The sequence below is a fragment of the Peptoniphilus stercorisuis genome (assembly GCF_017874395.1).
Lineage (GTDB): Bacteria > Bacillota > Clostridia > Tissierellales > Peptoniphilaceae > Anaerosphaera > Anaerosphaera stercorisuis.
Genome location: NZ_JAGGLJ010000023.1, coordinates 1 through 19,958, shown reverse-complemented (window position 1 = coordinate 19,958; position 19,958 = coordinate 1). Strand labels below are relative to the sequence as shown.

Genomic DNA, 19,958 nt, shown 5'->3' with positions numbered 1-19,958 from the left:
GCAACTTAGTAATTTAGCTATTTTATTTGCCCATTAAAGATTTTAATTGGGGATAAGTATCCTTAAATATCAAATTCCTATTCTGCAACTACCTAAAAGATTCTTATATATAAATAATTACCAAAAATACATATTCTTCAAACAATTTTAACTTTATGTATTATGATAGAAGGGTATATAATAAAAAATATTTTAAATAATAAATAGGAGGAATTTATGAAAGCAATAATTGGAGTAGTGGCAAATGTAGAAGAAAAAGAGTTTTTACCGAATTCTTATATGTATCAATATAGTTTAAATTCTTCATATTTAGATGCAGTTAGAAAAGCTGGAGGAATTCCAGTAATGCTTCCAATTTCAAATGAAAATAATATAGAGGAATACATATCTTTAGTAGATGGAATTTTATTAGCAGGAGGAAGAGATGTAAATCCGAAATTATATAATGAAAAAATAGAAGATGCAACTGTTCCTGTAATAGAAGAAAAAGACAAAAGTGACATTTTATATGTAAGAACTATGATGAAAAAGAAAAAGCCTATTTTTGGTATTTGTAGAGGTATGCAAATAATAAATGTAGCACTTGGTGGAAGTCTATGTCAGGACTTAGAATTATCAGGAAAAAATAAAAAAAATCACTTTAATTTAGAAAAACCTTTTAATGAAATACATCTTGTAGAAGTAGAGGGAAATACATTATTAAATAATGTTTTAGGAGATAGAATAAAAGTAAACTCAATACATCATCAGTCTATAAAAGATTTGGCAGAGGATTTAAAAATATCAGCTAGAGCCTTAGACGGAACTATAGAAGCTGTTGAAAATGAAAAATTTAATATATTTGGAGTTCAATGGCATCCAGAACTTTTATTAAAGGGTGGAAAAACTGATATGTTACTATTATTTGAAGAATTTATAAAAGTAGTAGAAAAATCAAAAGAAAATAAAATTGGATAATAAAGACCATTAGTAAATATAAGTGGGTATAGTTTAAACAATAGAGGAATAATTCAGACAATAAAAAAATGCTAATGTAAGGGTGATAGTATGAAAAATTGGTTTACTATTGAAAAAATAGACGACAATACTTTTGCAATTAGTGAATATAAACATGTAGAAAAACCACACTCATATCTACTAATAGGAGAAAAAAGAGCGCTTTTAATAGATTCAGGGCTTGGTGTAGGCAATATTAAAAAAGAAGTTGAAAAATTAACAAATTTAAATATTACTGTGATTTCTACACATGTTCACTGGGATCATGTAGGAGGGCATATTTTATTTAATGATCATTTAGTACATGAGAAAGAAAAAACTTGGATTAGTGATAAGCCATTTTTTACTTTGGAATGTATCAAAAATAATTTAAGAAGAGGCGTAGAAGAGTTTCCAGAAGAATTTAATATTGATGATTATAAATTATTTAATAAAGATGATATAAAAATTGTAAAAGATAATGACATAATAGATCTTGGTGGAAGAAAGATTAAAGTAATTCATACACCAGGGCATTCTCCAGGTCATATTTGTCTATATGATTTAGAAAATAAGTATTTGTTTACAGGAGATATGGCCTATAATGGAACTATATTTTTATTTTTCCCAACATCAGATCCAGTTGTATTTAAAAAGTCATTAGAAAAAATTAAAGATTTAGAAATTAGAAAAATACTTCCAGGGCATGGAGATTTAAATATAAATTTGAATTTAATAAAGAAAATTTATGAAGCCTTTAATGAAATTGAAAAAGATGGAATGCTCAAACATGGAAGTGGAAAATTTGAATATGAAGATTTTAAAATATTATTATAAAGAGATGTTTACCATCTCTTTTTTTATAAGAAGGTGAAATATGATTGTTCCAGAAAAATTAAATAAAAATGATACTGTTTCGATTATATCTTTATCAAGTGGAATACTTGGAGAGAATTATGCAAAACATCAGTTAAATCTAGCAGTGAAAAGATTGAATGAACTTGGTTTGCAAGTAAAATTTATGGAAAACTCCTTAAAGGGAATAGAATATTTAAAAAATCATCCTGAAAAAAGAGCAGAAGATTTAAAAAAAGCTTTTAATGATGAAAATACAAAAATGATTATATGTTCAATAGGCGGAAATGATACATATAAAACAATACCTTATTTATTAGAAGATAGAGATTTTATAGAAAGTGTAAAAAATAATCCTAAAATTTTTACAGGTTTTTCAGATACAACTATAAATCACTTAATGTTTTATAAACTTGGACTTAGAACATATTATGGTATGAATATATTAAATGATATTTCTGAATTAAGTAGTGAAATGTTGCCATATACTAAAAAATATTTTTTAGAGTATTTTAAAAATAGTGAAAATTTAAAAATTAAATCAAGTGATATTTGGTATGAAGAAAGAACTGACTTTTCAAATAAAGAATTAAATAAAAATAGAATTTCTCATAAAGAATTAAGAGGTTTTGAATTAATTCAGGGTAAAGAAATATTTTTTGGAGAACTTTATGGAGGTTGTATTGAGTCTCTATATAGTATTTATATAAATGAAGAAGAAAATAAAATAATGAGAAAGTATAATTTAATTCCAGAATTTAAAGATTTAGAAAATAAAATATTATTCATTGAAACAAGTGAAGATAAATCATCACCAGAAAAATTAAGAAAAATGTTGATTAAATTAATGGAAAAAGGGCTTTTTGAAAATATAAATGGACTATTAGTAGGAAAACCACAAGATGAAAAATACTATGAAGAATATAAAGAAATCTATAGGGAATTAATACCTAATTCTATACCAATTGTTTATAATGTGAATTTTGGGCATTCCTATCCAAGAACAATACTTGCATATGGAACAAAAATAGAAGTAAATATGAAAAATAGAGAAATTACTTATTTAGAAAAAATATTAAGGTGATAATATGAAAAAAATGCCAGTGATTTTTGTAGGACATGGAACACCTATGAATGCAATAGAAGATAATCAATATACGAGAAAATGGCAAGAGATAGGATTAAATATGGAAAAACCAAAGGCTATACTTTCTATATCTGCACATTGGGTTAGTGAAAATAATACTTATATACAAAAAGAAGAACATCCAGTACAAATTTATGATATGTATGGATTTCCGAAAAAACTATATGAATTAAAATATGAACCTATTGGTGATTTAGAATTATCTAATAGAGTAGAAGAGCTTTTGAATATAGATATAAATAATAAATGGGGAATAGATCATGGAACATGGGCAGTACTTTGTCATATGTTTCCAAAGGCAGATATTCCAGTAATACAGCTTTCTCTTGATTATAATAAAAGTTTTAAAGAACATTTTGAACTTGCAAAAAAATTAAAAGTACTAAGAGAAGAGGGTATTTTAATATTTTGTTCTGGAAATGTAGTTCACAATTTAATGCTACTTAATCCACAGGACTCTTCATTAAGTAAAAAGGGCAAGACTTTTGATGATTATATAAAGGACTCAATGTTAAATAAAGATTTTAAAAATTTATATAATTTAGAAAATAATAAAGATTTAAAAGAAGAATTTTATTATTCAGTTCCAACAAATGAACACTATCTACCACTTTTATATGCAGCTGCAAATTGTGATAATAGTGATAATGTAGTAGTATTTAATGAAGGTGGATCTATGGGAAGTCTATCTATGACAAGTTATTTAATAGGTGATTTATAAAAAAAGAGGTAATTATGTATAGTGAATATTTTCCGAAAGAAGATTGGGAAAAAAAGAATTGTAAAGATTTAAAGATAAATGAAGAAGTACTTAATGATTTAGATAAAATAATACCTTTAGAATATACAAATACAGAGGGAATAATAATTGTAAAAAATGGATATATTGCCTATGAAAAATATTTTAAAGATATAGATATAAATACTAAAGTAAATGTAGCATCTATAACAAAAAGTATTATTTCTGCTTTAATTGGAATAGCAATAGAAAAGAATATGATAAAAAGTGTAGATGAAAAAGTTATTAGTTTTTTTCCAGAATATAAATTCAAGAAAAATAAAAACAGAGATGAAATTACAATAAAACATCTTTTAACTATGACTACACCTTTTCCTTTTTCAAGTTTTAATGAACCAATGAATAAAATGAGAAGATCAAAGGATTGGGTAAAATACTCTCTTGAAATAATGGGAGAGGGAAATAAAATGGGAGTATTTAAATATTCTACTGCAGGAACACATATACTATCAGCGATTATTACAAAGGTTTCTGGAATATCTGCAAGAGAATTTGCGAATAAATACTTATTTAGAGAAATCTATGCAGATGAAGTGGAAGATTATAAAATGCCAGGCTATGATTTAACCTATGTATTTGGACTTGGAATAAGAGGCTGGGTAAATGATCCTCAGGGCATATCAGCAGGAGGATGGGGACTTACATTAAGCCTTAGAGATATGGCTAGATTTGGGCTACTATATGAGAGAAAGGGAATATGGAATAATGAAGAAATAATACCTAAAAATTATATAGAAGACTCTATAAAATATCACCATTATAATTATGGATATTTATTTTGGTTAAAAGAAATAGATGGATATTTTACCTTTTCAGCAAAGGGATTTGGTGGAAATATCATAACAATCATTCCAGAAAAAAATATTGTAGTAGCAATAGCAACAGATATTCAAAAAGATAATTTAAATAGAAAAGATATAATAAAAGACTATATATTAAAACTATAACCCACAATATTGTGGGTTATTTATTTTAAACATTTCTATCTTCAAATAGTACAATATCTTTACAAATAGATATTAAAGAATCTCCAAGGTGCTTTACATATCCATCTTTAAAGCTAAGTGATGTAACTACATCAGTCCAAGTTAGTCCTAACCATTCGTCTGTTGATTTTTCTACTATATTTATTTTATAGTATTCTTCTTTTGCATTTTCAAGATTTAGATTTTCTTTTATATCTAATACATCAACATGATCAAAGTTAGTATTTGGATCATTATCATCAAATATTATATTTATATTAATAAGAGCTAGTTTTTGAAGTTCTTGAGAGAACAATACTAGGTCTGGAAAAGTTTTTTTCATTTCTGGAAAAACGATATCATTTTTAGTAAGAAGATATACGCTTGATAGGTCTTCTTCACCTACTTCTAAAAATGTATCTACAAAGCAACGACTAAATTCTTCATGGCTTTCAAAAAAAATAGTAATTACATCTAAAAAAGAATTTCCCTTGCATGTTATTCCTGAAATATTATATATTTCTTCACTTGTTTTAAACATATGTATCCTCCTTAAGTCTAGTTAATTTTAGTATAACAAATAATGATAAAATATAATAGATTAGTAAAATTATAGATATTGAGATTTTTCCATATAGTAAATATCATCATTGTATAATACTTTTTTATTGCCTTTATATTTGTATCCAAGTCTTTCATAAAAGGGAGCAGCAGTAATTGATGCAGGAACTATTATTTTATTTGAGTTTTTAGATATTTCATCATTTTCTATAATATCCATTATTTTTCTTCCAATATTTTTATTTAAATGATTTTTATTTACAAATATTGCAAGAACTACTGCATTATCTTTATCTTTTTTCACAGCGCCACATCCAAGTATCTCACTATTATTAATTGCAATATACATATTTGAACTATTTGAAATATTTACTATATTTTCTGAGCTATAAGACTCTGCAAGACATTTCATATCTTCAAGAGGATAATCTTTAATGTTAATTTCAAAGATTGTATCTGAAATCATTTGCGATAGAGAATTTGAATATTTATCTTCAAATTTTATTATTTTCAAAAAATCACTACCTTTCATAAAATGGAATAATATTTTTAATTGCTTTTTTACTAAATTCTAAAGTATCTTTTGTATTGTAGGCAATCATATCTAGGGGAGTATTTACTAAATATGGATTTACAATTTGTGATATTTCATAAAATGTATTGTCAATATTATTATCTATATCAACTACAAGCAAATGACTTTTAGTATTATTATATTTCATATCTAAAATCCAACATTTATTAATATAGTCTTTTTTAATAAAATAAGATATTAACTTATCTATTAATTCATTTGGTATATCTGTAATTTCTTCAAAAATAATATCTGTATTAGGATCAATTTCTTCAGTAGTATAAGTATTTACTATATTTTCTTTTTGAATAGAAAGTCTATTTACAGATTCTTTATCTAAGGTAATTTGATGAGTGCTTGGATTTATTACAAATCCTTCTAAAAACTCATTATCAAGTATAGTTTCTTTCATATCATCAAAGGTCATAACTTGTATTTTACAATTATCTTTAAATAATGAATTGTTTTTTGCATTTTCAATATTTGTATAAACTGGAATAAAAAATTTATTTTGACTATTTTTTATAATCTTAAAATTAATATCATCTATAATTGCAAATAAATGTGCATTCATTATTATTTCATCAAAGGCAAAGTTAATAATTTCATGATCGTGGAATTTTTCCATATAATTTAATAAAGCATTAAGCCTTATATTTTCAAAATAATAACTTCCATCTGAAAGTATAATAGGTTTTATATTAGTTATAATATCGCCTTTATATAAATTCTCATTAGAAATATTAGAAAGAATAATTTTGATGTTTTCATCTTTTGATGCAGATTTAACCAGTTTATTTTGAGGAGTTTTTATTGATTTTATATTTGTTTTTATAATACTATTTCTAGGTCCTAAAATATAAACACTGTCTTTAACCTTTATTGTCCCTCTTTCAACTATTCCTTCTATGATTATATTATCTCTTATATTATCTATCATTTTAGTTGCTATAAAAATATAATTATTATCCATAAAATCCTCCTTTTTGTAAGCAATCCCTTATTTTTCTATATTCAATAATAGGAAGATCTCCTTGAAGTAAATTTTCCTTTATTTTAAGTTCTGATTTTTTAGGATTTTGTGTAATTACAACTCTTTTATCTTGTTTTTGAACAATGTTATTCATATATTTTCCTATTATAGAAATAAAACTATTTATAAATTTAAAATTTGTAATTTTATTATAAAATCTAATATACAATTTAGTGTTTTCATCATCGATAGGTGCAAAAAATATAAATATTAAAATATTATCAGATACATGATTAAGCCAAATATTTGGAAAATTAAATTTTAGAAAAGTATTTTTTATTTTACTTTCTTTAGGGCTTAAAGGTTTTTGCCCATTGTCAACTTCATTATTTGCACTTGTAATTATAGTCTTATTTTCAATTATTATAGTTTTTGGACCATTGACTAAAGTTTTATTTCCTCTACCAATAGTATTGTGATGAATAAAAGGAAGATGAATTACATCTAATTGATTTTCTATAGCTCTTGAATAATGGGTATTCCAAATATCGGTAATTTCTTTCATTGAAAAATTATCATCTTTTAGCTCTTCAAAAAATGGAATTTCTGATGAAACTTTATTATTTCCATACCAAATATAAATTATTTCATTTTGTTCTTTAACTAAAAAATTTTGAATATTAAATCTTTTCAAATTATCTTTTGAGAAATTTCCAAGAGCAGGAATTTTTTCGCAATTTCCATCTCCATTAAACTCAAGTCCGTGAAAAGGGCATTGAATACAATTATTTTGAACTTTTCCCTTACTAAGAGCAGCACCACGGTGTGAGCATTTATCTATTAAAGCATTAATATTATTATGATTATCTCTAAATAAAACTAAATTCATATTAAGTCTTTTTAACGAAAATAATTGATTTTTTTTTATTTCCTTGGATGAAGCTATAGCATACCATTGGTTTTTAATCATAGTTAATTCTCCTTTAAATATATATTATCACATTATTATAGCATTGCAATTTGGAAAATATATAATAATAAACCTTAAATTTATATAAAAGTATAATATTTTTAAATTGTGGTATATATAAAATAGATAGAATACAAAAATAGTGTATGAAGATAAAAAGAGGTGACTAAAATGAAAGTTGCAATATATGGTGCAGGTTCTCTTGGAACTATATTAGGAGCATATATTCAAAAGGGTGGAGTAGATGTAGATTTAATTACAAGAAATCAAGAACATGTAGATGCTTTAAATAAAAATGGAGCTCACATTGTAGGAACTGTAGATTTTGTTCAAAAAGTTAGTGCTATGACACCTGATGAAATGAAAGATAAATATGATTTGATAATTCTTGCTACTAAACAAATGGAAAATAATAAAACTATTCCAAAACTATTAAACTATTTAAAAGATGATGGAGTAATAACAACTATACAAAATGGTATGCCAGAACTTAATATTATTGATTTAATTGGAGAGGATAAGGTAATAGGCTGTGTAGTTGAATGGGGTGCTACTAGAAAAGAAGCAGGTGTTTCAGAACTAACTTCAAAGGAAGATAGTATGTCCTTTGAAATAGGCAGAATAGATGGAAAAATAACTGAAAAAGTAAAAGAAGTTGCAAGTGTATTAGAACTTATGTGTCCAGTGGTAATTAGTGAAAATTTTGTAGGATCAAGATTTTCTAAAATTTTAATAAATTCATCTTTTAGTGGAATGTCAACAGCACTTGGAGCAACTTTTGGAGAAGTTGCAGAAAATGAAAAATCAAGAATAGCTCTTCAAGGGATAATTAAAGAGGCAATAGATATATCAAAAGAAGCAAATATAAAAATTCCAGAAGTTCAAGGAATGGATATAGTAAAACTACTTGATTATAATAATGATGAAGAAAAGAAAAAATCCTTTGAAATAATTCCATTAATTATAAAAAATCATGCAAAATTAGAAGCTAGTATGCTTCAAGATATAAGAAGAGGCAGAAAGACAGAAATAGATTATATAAATGGAGTAATAAAAGAGCTTGGAGAAAAATATAATATAAAAACTCCCTATAATAATAAGACTATAGAAATAATAAAAGAAATTGAAAAGGGAAATAAAAAAGCTGAATTTAAAAATATTGAAGAATATAATAATATATAAAAATAAGACCTTATTAATTTAAGGTCTTTAATTTATTTTAAATAATATAATTTATTCCATTATTTCTTTCATTAAATTTTCAGCTTTATTTTTGTCCATATTGTGATAGAATTTTCCATTTATCATAATATTTGGTCCTTTGCTACATTGTTTGAAACAATTTTGAGTTGAAAGTCTTATTTTGCCATCTTTGGAAGTTTCATCAAAATCAATACCAAGAGTATTTTTTACAGATTTTATCACTTCAATAGATCCATTTTTCGCACATCTTGGACCAGTACAACAAATAACCTCAAACTCAGTTTTAGATTCTTTAATAGATTTAGTAAATTTAATAAGTGTTTTTACTATTTTATCATCAACATTTAAAAATTCTGCAATTTGTTTTTGATGAGCTAAAGATACATATCCAAAAGTATCTTGGCAAAATCTAAGAGCCTCTTTGACACCTTCTTGAGAGCCACTTTCAAATCTTTCAGACATATATTTAAGTTCTTCTAAAAAGTATAATTCTTTATTTTTTTCATCCAAGAAAATCACCCCTATATTAATAAAATCAATTATTATTTAACTTAATTATAGATACCCTAAACTATTTATTTTCTAAATTTTTAATATCTTCTCTTTTATTTATTGTATAAATAGAATTTAAAATAATAGCTACAATAGGTCCAAGAATTACACCAAAAGGTCCTAAAAATAAAGAGCCAAGAATAGTTGCAGCAAGAGTATAAATCGGTCTTAAACCAATGGAATCACCTAGTATTTTTGGTTCTATAATTTGTCTTATAATAACAAGACTAATATATAACAAAATAATATAGACACCAGTATTAATACTATTTCTAACAAAAAAAGATATAGCCCAAGGTATCATTACAATACCACTTCCAAGAACTGGAAAAATATCTACAATAGCTATTCCAAAAGCTTTTAAAATAAATTTATCAATTCCAATAAAATAAAGTCCTATGGATAAAATTAAAAATGTAATAATCATAAGTTTTATTTGAGCTTTAATATATCCCTTAATTCCAATACTAGACATATTTAAAACTTCTCTTAGATAATCTATATAAGTTCTCATAATTCACCTCTTATAAACTAATACCCTAAACTATTAGAAAATCCTTGTATTAAACTTACCTCTAAACATTCTATAAGCTGGATCTTTAGATTTTTTAGAATTTATTCTAGATGCTATTTGATTATTGCAAATAGGGCAGAATAGTCCATTTTCATTGAAATTTATTTTAAAAGAAGAGGAGATTATCCTTTCAATATATATATTTATTAAAGCGCCAGCACCAACTTTTTGATATTTTATAATTTCATTTTTACAATTTGAACAATTAATAATCATTAAGTTAGAATTTTTATATTTTTTAAAATATGGATTTTTATAAATCATTTAATCACCTAAATATAGTTTATCAGAAAAAAATACTAGATTAAAAAAGTATAGTATTGACAAAGTGAAAAGTAAATAGTATTATTTATTTGAACAATGTTCGTATGATTAAATAAAAAAAGCAAAAGGAGATATTATGGAAAAGAAAATAATGAATAAATCAATTTTATTTGCAGTTTTAGCAATGATTGCAGGAGTATTTTATAGAGAGTTTACTAAATTTAATGGATTTATAAATGAAAGGACAACTCTTGCATTTATGCATCCACATCTAATTATAATGGGAACTATATTTTTTATAATTATCCTATTATTTAATAAAAATTACAATTTTATAAATAAAGAAAAGATAATGAAATATTTAAATATATATTCAGTAGGACTTTTATTTACTGTAATAATGATGTTAGTAAGAGGTATTACACAAGTTTTAGAGATGAGTCTTAAAGTTGCAATGGATAAATCAATATCTGGAATAGCAGGAATATCTCATATAATTCTTGGAATTACTTTTATATTAATATTAAATGAAATGAAGAAATCTATAAATTAATATAATTAAAAAACCTACAAACTAGTGTAAATTAGTCAGTAGGTTTTTTTATAAGTTAAATATTATTTTTATTGTTATATATCCACATATCTTTAGTGATATACATACTTATATCATCATAAAAAACGCCATTTAAAGAAATATCATTTTTCATAATACTTTCAATTTTAAATCCAGCTTTTTCATAGGATTTTTTTGCTCTTTTATTAAAAGAAAAAACATCAAGAGTGATTTTATCTAAATTTAAATTTAAAAATCCATATTTAATAGTTTCTTCAATAACTAAAGAACCTATTTTTTTATTTCTTTCATTTTTCTTAAATATTGCAATTCTAAAATTTGCGGATTTATTTTTATAATCAATTTCATTTAAAACACTTTCACCAATAATATTATTAGCTGGATTTATAATAAAAAAATCAACTCTATTAGGATTATTAAGACAATTATAAAAATAGTTTTTAATTTCCTCATAGGAGAAAGAATCCTTACAGCCAGTAAAGATAGAAATATCTTCATCTAGTGGATTAAAATTATTATTGTAATAATTATCTAGGTCATCTATTTGCATTTTTCGAAGAATATAATTATTTTTAAGATTAATAATTTCATAATTCATAGAAAACTCCTTAATTAATTTATTTAAATAATTATACCATCTAAAAATTTAATAGAATAAGTTTTATTTATAGAAAATAGGGGAGAAATAAAATAGCAGAGTATTTGATATATTTAGATAAATATAGAAAGTAGGTATATTATGAAAAGCTTTTTAAAATCACTTGGAATAATTTTTGTAGTATTTTCTTCTATAGCCATTGTAATTTGTGCAGGAATTTCTATTATAGACAAAATTAAATTAAAGAAAATATAAAAAAGCCACTGACTTAAAAAGCCAGTGGTTATTTTTATTTTAATTTATTCCCACTCTATTGTAGCTGGTGGTTTTGATGTTATATCATAAACTATTCTATTTATATGTCCTACTTCATTTACGATTCTAACTGATACTTTATCTAGTATTTCATAAGGTATTCTTGCCCAATCTGCAGTCATAAAATCTGTTGTTTCAACTGCTCTTAATGCAAGTGTATAGTCGTAAGTTCTAAAGTCGCCCATTACTCCTACTGTTCTATTATTTGTAAGAACTGCAAAGTATTGGTTTATATTTTTATTAAGTCCTGCTTTTTCAAGTTCTTCTCTAAAAATATAGTCTGCATCTCTTAGTATATCTAGTTTTTCTTTTGATAGTTCGCCTATTACTCTTATTCCAAGTCCTGGTCCTGGGAATGGTTGGCGATCTACTAGATAATCGGCAAGTCCTAGTTCACGTCCTAGTTCACGTACCTCATCTTTAAATAACATTCTTAGAGGTTCTATTAAATCTTTAAAGTCAACTACATCTGGAAGTCCACCTACATTGTGGTGAGACTTAATTACAGCAGCATCACCGATTCCTGATTCTATTACATCAGGATATATTGTTCCTTGTGCAAGATAATCTACTGATTTAATTTTTCTTCCTTCGTCTTCAAAGACTCTTATAAATTCTTCACCAATAGTTTTTCTTTTTTCTTCTGGATCTGTAACGCCTTTTAATTTATTTAAAAATCTTTCTTCTGCATTTACTCTTATAAAGTTCATTCCAGAATCTTTAAAGGCATTCTCTACTTCGTCACCTTCATTTTTTCTCATTAGACCATGGTCTACGAAGATACAAGTAAGTTTATCACCAATTGCTTTTGATAGAAGTGCTGCTGTTACTGAGGAGTCAACTCCACCTGATAGTGCAAGTAAAACTTTTCCATCTCCTACTTTTTCTTTAATATCTTCTACTGCAGTTATAGCATAGTTTGCCATAGTCCAGTCTTGTTTTTCTTTACAGATATTAACTATAAAGTTTTTTAACATATCATTACCTTGTTCTGTATGGTTTACTTCTGCATGGTATTGAAATGCGTAGATGTTTTTTTCTTTGTTTTGCATTGCAGCTATTGGGCAGTTTTTAGTTTTTGCAATTACTTCAAATCCAACTGGTAAATTTTCAACTCTATCTACATGGCTCATCCATACTGTAGTAGGGTTTTTAACATTTTCAAAAATTTCTACATTTTCTACTGAAGTTTCTGTTTTTCCAAATTCTCTTTGGTCAGAGGATATAACACTTCCTCCAAGTGTATGTGCAATAAGTTGCATTCCGTAGCATAGTCCTAAGATAGGAATATTTAGTTCAAATATTTCCTTTTCAATTTTAGGTGCTTTTTCTTCATATACTGAATTTGGACCTCCTGTAAAAATAATTCCTGCAGGTTTTTTTTCTTTTGCTGCTTGTAGTGCTTTATTATATGGGACAACTTCGCAATATACATTTAGATCTCTAACTCGTCTAGCTATAAGTTGATTGTATTGTCCTCCAAAATCGACAACTAATATCATTAATTTACCTCCTTTATAATACTATTATAATTAACTTTTTTAAATTTTCCCATTATATTCATAATATTTCAAGTTTTTTTCTAAAATTCTTTTAAATTTTGTCTTTTTTGCTGTAATTTTTCAGGTTTTGCTTTATAATATACCTTGGCTATAAAGAATTAAACTAACTTTACTTATTGATCGGAAACAGAAATATAAAATTTTTATGAAATTTTTTTAGATTAATTGATGAAATAAAACTTTAATGATAAAATATTTATTTAATGAAAGAAAGGGTGGTAAAATGGGTTTACTAGAAAAAATCTTCGGCACCTATAGTGAAAGAGAAATTAAAAAAATAGACTCTCTTGTAGATAGTGTTATGAAGCTTGATTCTGAAATAGAAAAGCTGTCTGATAGCGAACTAAAAGGAAAAACAGAGGAATTTAGAAATAGATATAAAAATGGTGAGTCTCTAGATGATCTTCTTCCTGAAGCTTTTGCTGTTATGAGAGAAGCTGCATGGAGAGTTTTAGGAATGAAACACTTTAGAGTACAAATCATTGGTGGTATTATTCTTCACCAAGGACGTATCTCAGAGATGAAAACAGGTGAGGGTAAAACTTTAGTTGCAACTTTACCTGCTTATTTAAATGCAATCTCTGGTGATGGTGTTCATGTTGTTACAGTAAATGATTATCTTGCTGAACGTGATAAGCAATGGATGGGAAAAGTTTATGAATTCTTAGGACTTTCTGTTGGATGTATTTTACATGATATGCAACCAGATGAAAGAAAAGAGGCATATGCTGCTGATATTACTTATGGTACAAATAATGAATTTGGATTTGATTATCTTCGTGACAATATGGTTGTGTACAAAGAAGAAATGGTTCAAAGACCTCTTAACTATTGTATCGTAGATGAGGTTGACTCAATTTTAATTGATGAGGCAAGAACTCCACTTATTATTTCAGGTCAAGGCGATGACTCTACTGATATGTATATTAGAGCAAGAGACTTTATAAATACTTTATCATATAGAGTAAAATCAGAGGATGAATCTAATCTTGAAAGATTTAATAGAGAGTTTGAAGAAGAAACTGTTGATTTTGTAATTTCTGAAAAAGACAAAACTTCAACTCTTACAGATAATGGTATTAAAAAAGCAGAACAATATTTTAATATAGAAAACTTATCTGATATTGAAAATATGGAAATAGCTCATCATATTAACCAAGCACTTAAAGCTAAGGGAAATATGAGAAGAGATATTGATTATGTAGTTAATGATGGTGAAATCATAATTGTTGATGAATTTACTGGTCGTCTAATGTATGGACGTAGATATTCTGAGGGACTTCACCAAGCTATTGAAGCTAAAGAAGATCTTGAAGTTAAGGCTGAATCAAAAACACTTGCAACTATTACATTCCAAAATTACTTTAGAATGTATAAAAAACTTGCTGGTATGACTGGTACTGCTATGACTGAAGAAGAAGAGTTTAGAGATATTTATCATATAGACGTTGTAGAAATTCCAACTAATAAACCTATTATAAGAAAAGATGAAAATGATGTTATTTATAAAGATGAAGAATCTAAATTTAGAGCTGTAACTCGTGATATAAAAGAAGCTAATGCAAAGGGACAACCTGTTCTTGTTGGTACTATATCAATTGAAAAATCAGAAGAGTTATCAAGATTTTTAAAACGTTCAGGAATTAAACACAATGTTCTAAATGCTAAAAAACATGCTCAAGAGTCTGAAATTGTTGCTCAAGCAGGTAGATTTGGAGCTGTAACTATTGCTACAAATATGGCAGGACGTGGTACTGATATTGTACTAGGTGGTAATCCTGAGTTCTTAGCTAAACAAGAACTTAAAAAACGTGGAATGAGTGATGAAATTCTTGAAGAGGTAGATTCATATAATGAAACTACTGTTGAAGAAATTTTAGATGCACGTGAAAAATATCAAGACCTTGTTAAAAAATATAAAGTTAAAACAGATGAGGAAGCTCAAGAAGTTATAGATGCTGGTGGACTTTTCATTATTGGTACAGAAAGACATGAATCACGTCGTATTGATAACCAATTAAGAGGACGTTCAGGACGTCAAGGGGACCCAGGTCGTTCAAGATTTTATATTTCAGGTGATGATGATTTAATTAGACTTTTTGCTGGAGATAGATTTAAAGAGACTATGGAAAGAATTGATGCTGATGATGATGAACCAGTAGAAGCAAGAATTCTTACAAGACTTATTGAGTCAGCTCAAAGAAAAGTTGAAGGAAATAACTTCTCAATTCGTAAACATGTTCTTCAATATGACGATGTTATGAATAAACAAAGAGAAGTAATTTATGGAGAAAGAAAAAAAGTTCTTGAAGGCGAAAATATTAAAGATGATATTCATGCAATGATAGAACATATTATAGATAAAAATATAAACTTCTATAACAAAATGGATCATGAAAACAAACTTAATCTTGATTTAGAAGGCATTAAAAACTTTGGAGTAAATACTTTTGGATTTGAAGAAGAATTTTTAGATGATATTGAAAATCCTACAGTTGATTCTCTAAAAGAGTTATTTAACACTCTTGCTGAAGAAAAATATGCTGATAAAGAAGAAGAGTTTGACGAAGAGAAATTTAGAGAAGTTGAAAGAATTGTTCTTTTACAAATCGTAGATCAAAAATGGATGGATCATATAGATGCAATGGATCAATTAAGAAAAGGAATTGGTCTAAGAGCAGTAGGACAAGTTGACCCTGTAAGAGCTTATGCTGAAGAAGGATTTGACATGTTTGAACAAATGAATGAATCTATTAAAGAAGACACTGTTAAAATGCTTTATCATGTAGTTAATCCAGATAGAATGAAAAGGGTTAGAGTTGCAAAAGACATTCAAACAGGAAATCCAGAAGATGGAAAGAAAAGACCATATGTTAGAAAATCTGACAAAGTAGGTCGTAATGATCTATGTCCTTGTGGAAGTGGCAAAAAATATAAAAACTGTCATGGTCAAAATAAATAAAAAATAATGAGAAAGGTAAATCCTTTCTCTTTTTTTATGCACAAATTTAAAAATTTAGTGTAAAATAGTATAAAAGTAATTAGGAGGTAATTATGAATTTAAATGTTGAACCAAAAGAAGTATTTAAGTGGTTTTATGAAATAAATCAAATTCCTAGATGTTCAGGAGATGAAAAGAGAATTTCTGATTTTTTAGTGGATTTTGCCAAGAAGAGAAATCTTGAAGTTTATCAAGATGAAGCTTTAAATGTAATAATAAAAAAAGAAGCTACAAAGGGCTATGAAAATTCAGATATAGTAATAATCCAAGGTCATATGGATATGGTATGTGTAAAAGAAAAAGATTCTGATCACAATTTTGATATTGATCCAATAGATATGTATATTGATGAAGACTTTATTAAAGCTAATGGAACTACTCTTGGTGCAGATGATGGAATAGCAGTTGCAATGGCACTTGCAGTTCTTGATTCTAATGAAATATCTCATCCAAAACTTGAAGTTTTAATTACAACAAATGAAGAAACTAATATGGGTGGAGCAAGTGAGCTTAAAGCAGGAATATTAGAGGGAAATATTCTTCTTAATATAGATTCAGAAGAAGAGGGATATTTTTTAGTAAGTTGTTCTGGTGGAGCAAGTGTTGAAACTTTATTTAAAATAGAAAAAGAAAGTTTAAATAAAGAGGGAGTTGAAATTTCAATAGATGGACTTTTAGGAGGACATTCTGGATCTGAAATAGATAGACAAAGAGCAAATGCAATTATTCTACTTGGAAGAATATTAAGAGAAATTGAAAAAAATCAAGAAATATTAATATCTGAAATAAATGGTGGAATAAAACATAATGCAATACCATCACATTCCTTTGCAAAAATCTATGTAGAAGATATAAATAGTGCTAAGGAAATAGTTAATAATATTTCAAAAGAACTTCAAAATGAATTTAGAGTTGAAGAAAAAGATTTAAAAGTTGTAGTTAAAGATGTTAATTTAGAAAATATCTATACAAAAGAACTTTCTAAAAATCTAATAAATTATATTATGACTGTTCCAAATGGAGTTATCTCTATGAGTAAGGATATAGATGGACTTGTAGAAACTAGTCTTAATAATGCAATAATAGAAGAAAAAGATGGATATATATCTTATATTACATCTGTAAGATCTTCATCTATTTCAGAACTTAAATTTATAATAGATAAATTATTTGTAATAGGAAATAATTACAACTTAGATGTTTCTATTGTAAATCAATATCCAGCTTGGCAATATGAAGCAAACTCAAAAGTAAGAGATTTGTCTTTAAAATTATTTAAAGATTTATTTAATAAAGAAGCAGAAACTACAGCAATCCATGCAGGTATAGAATGTGGATTACTAAAAGGAGTGCTTCCAGATTGTGACATGATTAGTTATGGTCCAGATATTTTTGATGCTCATACACCAAAGGAGAGAATTAGTATTTCATCAACAATTAGAATGTGGGAATTTACTAAGGAACTTCTTAAAAATTTAAAGTAAAATCAAGAGACTTTCAATAGTCTCTTTTTTATTTTAAGTGAATTTATATTATACATTCTTGTAAAAAGGCTTAAATTGTGGTAGCATACATCCAATATAATCTTTTTTTCATAAAGAGGGGGAAAATATGAATAAAAAAAATACTATATTAATTACTTATATATTAGTATTTTCTATTTTATTTACAGGATGTAGTAATATTAAAAAAGATGAAAATAATACATTAACAACAGCGATCACTTCTAATCCAAGAAGTTTTGATCCAGCTTATGCAATTTCTCAAATTGACAGTAATATTTTAAATTATTTATATACAGGGCTACTTACTTATGATGAGTCTGGAAAATTGACAGAGGGGATGTCTGAATTTCCAAAAATATCAGAAGATGGTCTAAAATATACTTTTAAAATTAAAGATGATATGAAATGGTCAAATGGAGATAATGTTACTGCTTATGATTTTGAAAATGAATGGCTTAGAATTTTAAATCCAGAAATAAAATCAAAATATAGCTATCAACTTTATTATATAAAGGGAGCAGAAGAATACAATAAAATAGAAAAACCAGGTAAGACTTATATTAAAGATGTATATGGAAATAATACGGACTTAATTGAAAGTGAAATTACTTATAGTGAAAAAGACTTAGAGGGAATAGACAAAGAGGGGAAATCAGAAGAGGAATTAAATAATTTAGTCTATGAAAAATGGTTAAAGGAAAAGAAAAAGAATGTTGGAATTTTTGCAAAAGATGAAAAGACTTTAATGGTTGAACTTGTAAATCCAGTACCTTATTTTTCTGAATTAACTGCCTTTTTTACATTATATCCAACTAATAAAAAAGTAATTGAAAATAAAGATTGGGCAAAAAGTCCAGAATCTTTAGTTACAAATGGAGCTTTTAAACTTAAGGAATACAAAAAAGATGAATATATTATTATTGAAAAAAACAATGATTGGTTTAATAGTGAAAAAGTTAAATTAAATAATATAAATTTTGAAATAGTAGAAGATGTAAATACTATTTGGAAAAATTATGAAGATGATAAATATCAAATAATATATAATGCTCCAGAAGAAGTAATTGCTAAAAAATTAAAAGAAGAAGATAAAGAGTTAAAAATAGAAAAAGAAATTGGAACAACTTATATTCAATTAAATACAGAAAATAAGGACAATAATCCTTTTTCAAATAAGAATATAAGAAATGCATTAAGTTATTCTTTAAACAGAAATGAACTTGTAAAAAACTTTGCAAGTGCAGGAAAATATGTGGCAACGGGAATAGTTCCCTATGGTCTTTCAGATGAAAATGATGAAGATTTTAGAATGAGTAATGGGAATTTATTAGAATACAATATAGAAAAATCTAAAGAACTTTTAAATAAAGGTCTTGAAGAGACTTCTCTAAGTGTTGATGATTTAAATAAGCAAGTTTTATTATATAGTAAAAATAATGGCTTTGATAAACTTGCAAATGAAATTGTTAGAACTTGGAATGAAAATTTAGGTCTTAATATACAAGTTCAAGCAGAGGAATATAATGATGTTATATATAAAACATATAATGATGATTTTGGAATAAATCTAACTACTTGGACAGGGGACTATTTAGATCCTATGACTATGCTTGATATATTTTTAAGTGATAGTAAAATGAATAATCCAAATTATGAGAATAAAGATTATGATAGATATATTTTAGATGCTAAGAAATCAAGTTTTGAAAGTATTAGAATGAAATCTATGAAAAAAGCAGAAGAAATATTATTACAAGATAAACCTATTATTCCAATTTATTTTGAGACATTGTCATATTTTGTAAAAGACAATGTAAAACAAGTATCAAAACCAAATATGGAAAAGCCGAATTTAACTTATGCATATTTTGAATAAATAAATATCCACCGGCCTAGTGATTATAATACCTCTAGAGTACACACTAAATAAAAAGTATAATATACTTAATTTAGAAAACTTTGGAGGTGTTATTTTTTTATGGGAAAACATG

The 19,958-nt window shown here is 26.0% G+C and carries 19 protein-coding genes; 10 read left to right on the top strand and 9 right to left on the bottom strand.

Going from position 1 to position 19,958, the window contains the following annotated elements; all coding sequences use genetic code 11:
* The first annotated feature begins 216 nt into the window (after positions 1-216).
* The 5 genes from J2Z71_RS08475 to J2Z71_RS08455 all read left to right on the top strand — a co-directional run bounded on the left by J2Z71_RS08475 (position 217) and on the right by J2Z71_RS08455 (position 4,723).
* On the top strand, positions 217-957 hold the full coding sequence (locus J2Z71_RS08475) for a gamma-glutamyl-gamma-aminobutyrate hydrolase family protein (protein WP_210062169.1): 741 nt from the start codon (positions 217-219) through the stop codon (positions 955-957).
* A 90-nt stretch (positions 958-1,047) separates the two neighbouring features.
* Positions 1,048-1,812 (top strand): MBL fold metallo-hydrolase, encoded by a 765-nt coding sequence (locus tag J2Z71_RS08470; RefSeq protein ID WP_210062167.1) that lies wholly within the window; start codon positions 1,048-1,050, stop codon positions 1,810-1,812.
* 40 nt (positions 1,813-1,852) lie between these two features.
* Entirely contained in the window at positions 1,853-2,914 is a 1,062-nt protein-coding gene (locus J2Z71_RS08465) for a S66 family peptidase (RefSeq protein WP_210062157.1), read from the top strand.
* Positions 2,915-2,918: 4 nt separating this feature from the next.
* Positions 2,919-3,698 carry a 4,5-DOPA-extradiol-dioxygenase gene (gene ygiD / locus J2Z71_RS08460; protein ID WP_210062155.1) on the top strand — a complete coding sequence of 260 codons (780 nt, stop codon included), beginning with the start codon at positions 2,919-2,921 and terminating at the stop codon, positions 3,696-3,698.
* A 14-nt stretch (positions 3,699-3,712) separates the two neighbouring features.
* Positions 3,713-4,723, top strand: a complete 1,011-nt coding sequence (locus J2Z71_RS08455) for a serine hydrolase domain-containing protein (RefSeq protein WP_210062147.1) — start codon at positions 3,713-3,715, stop codon at positions 4,721-4,723.
* Positions 4,724-4,748: 25 nt separating this feature from the next.
* Here the strand turns inward: J2Z71_RS08455 and J2Z71_RS08450 are convergent, their stop codons facing one another.
* From J2Z71_RS08450 to J2Z71_RS08435, 4 genes are all read right to left on the bottom strand, one after another.
* A complete protein-coding gene (locus J2Z71_RS08450) occupies positions 4,749-5,282 on the bottom strand; it encodes a hypothetical protein (protein WP_210062145.1) in 534 nt (177 codons plus the stop codon).
* Between the two features lie 69 nt (positions 5,283-5,351).
* Positions 5,352-5,816, bottom strand: a complete 465-nt coding sequence (locus J2Z71_RS08445; RefSeq protein WP_210062143.1) for a GNAT family N-acetyltransferase — start codon at positions 5,814-5,816, stop codon at positions 5,352-5,354.
* A 7-nt stretch (positions 5,817-5,823) separates the two neighbouring features.
* Positions 5,824-6,849 (bottom strand): enhanced serine sensitivity protein SseB C-terminal domain-containing protein, encoded by a 1,026-nt coding sequence (locus tag J2Z71_RS08440; RefSeq protein WP_210062141.1) that lies wholly within the window; start codon positions 6,847-6,849, stop codon positions 5,824-5,826.
* Positions 6,842-7,819, bottom strand: coding sequence for an aromatic ring-hydroxylating oxygenase subunit alpha (locus J2Z71_RS08435; protein ID WP_210062132.1), 978 nt, complete (start codon positions 7,817-7,819; stop codon positions 6,842-6,844). The genes J2Z71_RS08440 and J2Z71_RS08435 overlap by 8 nt, the downstream gene beginning before the upstream one ends.
* 171 nt (positions 7,820-7,990) lie before the next feature.
* Here J2Z71_RS08435 and J2Z71_RS08430 point away from each other — a divergent pair, with 171 nt between their 5' ends.
* Positions 7,991-9,001, top strand: coding sequence for a ketopantoate reductase family protein (locus J2Z71_RS08430; protein WP_210062130.1), 1,011 nt, complete (start codon positions 7,991-7,993; stop codon positions 8,999-9,001).
* 51 nt (positions 9,002-9,052) lie between these two features.
* Here J2Z71_RS08430 and J2Z71_RS08425 read toward each other — a convergent pair whose 3' ends face one another.
* The 3 genes from J2Z71_RS08425 to J2Z71_RS08415 all read right to left on the bottom strand — a co-directional run bounded on the left by J2Z71_RS08425 (position 9,053) and on the right by J2Z71_RS08415 (position 10,412).
* On the bottom strand, positions 9,053-9,532 hold the full coding sequence (locus J2Z71_RS08425; RefSeq protein WP_245311218.1) for an NADH-quinone oxidoreductase subunit NuoE family protein: 480 nt from the start codon (positions 9,530-9,532) through the stop codon (positions 9,053-9,055).
* Positions 9,533-9,593: 61 nt separating this feature from the next.
* Positions 9,594-10,088: an AI-2E family transporter gene (locus J2Z71_RS08420; protein WP_210062128.1), complete on the bottom strand. Its 495-nt coding sequence runs from the start codon at positions 10,086-10,088 to the stop codon at positions 9,594-9,596.
* Between the two features lie 33 nt (positions 10,089-10,121).
* A complete protein-coding gene (locus J2Z71_RS08415; protein WP_210062119.1) occupies positions 10,122-10,412 on the bottom strand; it encodes a hypothetical protein in 291 nt (96 codons plus the stop codon).
* Positions 10,413-10,548: 136 nt separating this feature from the next.
* On the opposite strand from J2Z71_RS08415, the gene J2Z71_RS08410 reads away from it, so the two are divergent.
* Positions 10,549-10,965, top strand: coding sequence for a DUF2871 domain-containing protein (locus J2Z71_RS08410; RefSeq protein WP_210062118.1), 417 nt, complete (start codon positions 10,549-10,551; stop codon positions 10,963-10,965).
* Positions 10,966-11,020: 55 nt separating this feature from the next.
* Here the strand turns inward: J2Z71_RS08410 and J2Z71_RS08405 are convergent, their stop codons facing one another.
* Together J2Z71_RS08405 and guaA are read right to left on the bottom strand one after the other, a co-directional pair.
* Entirely contained in the window at positions 11,021-11,584 is a 564-nt protein-coding gene (locus J2Z71_RS08405) for a GNAT family N-acetyltransferase (RefSeq protein WP_210062116.1), read from the bottom strand.
* Between the two features lie 299 nt (positions 11,585-11,883).
* Positions 11,884-13,401 (bottom strand): glutamine-hydrolyzing GMP synthase, encoded by a 1,518-nt coding sequence (gene guaA / locus J2Z71_RS08400; RefSeq protein WP_210062114.1) that lies wholly within the window; start codon positions 13,399-13,401, stop codon positions 11,884-11,886.
* A 283-nt stretch (positions 13,402-13,684) separates the two neighbouring features.
* On the opposite strand from guaA, the gene secA reads away from it, so the two are divergent.
* The 3 genes from secA (at position 13,685) to J2Z71_RS08385 (ending at position 19,843) form a co-directional block, all read left to right on the top strand.
* On the top strand, positions 13,685-16,423 hold the full coding sequence (secA, locus tag J2Z71_RS08395; protein WP_210062112.1) for a preprotein translocase subunit SecA: 2,739 nt from the start codon (positions 13,685-13,687) through the stop codon (positions 16,421-16,423).
* Positions 16,424-16,515: 92 nt separating this feature from the next.
* Positions 16,516-17,946 carry an aminoacyl-histidine dipeptidase gene (locus J2Z71_RS08390; RefSeq protein WP_210062102.1) on the top strand — a complete coding sequence of 477 codons (1,431 nt, stop codon included), beginning with the start codon at positions 16,516-16,518 and terminating at the stop codon, positions 17,944-17,946.
* 127 nt (positions 17,947-18,073) lie between these two features.
* Positions 18,074-19,843 (top strand): peptide ABC transporter substrate-binding protein, encoded by a 1,770-nt coding sequence (locus J2Z71_RS08385; protein WP_210062100.1) that lies wholly within the window; start codon positions 18,074-18,076, stop codon positions 19,841-19,843.
* Positions 19,844-19,958: the final 115 nt, after the last annotated feature.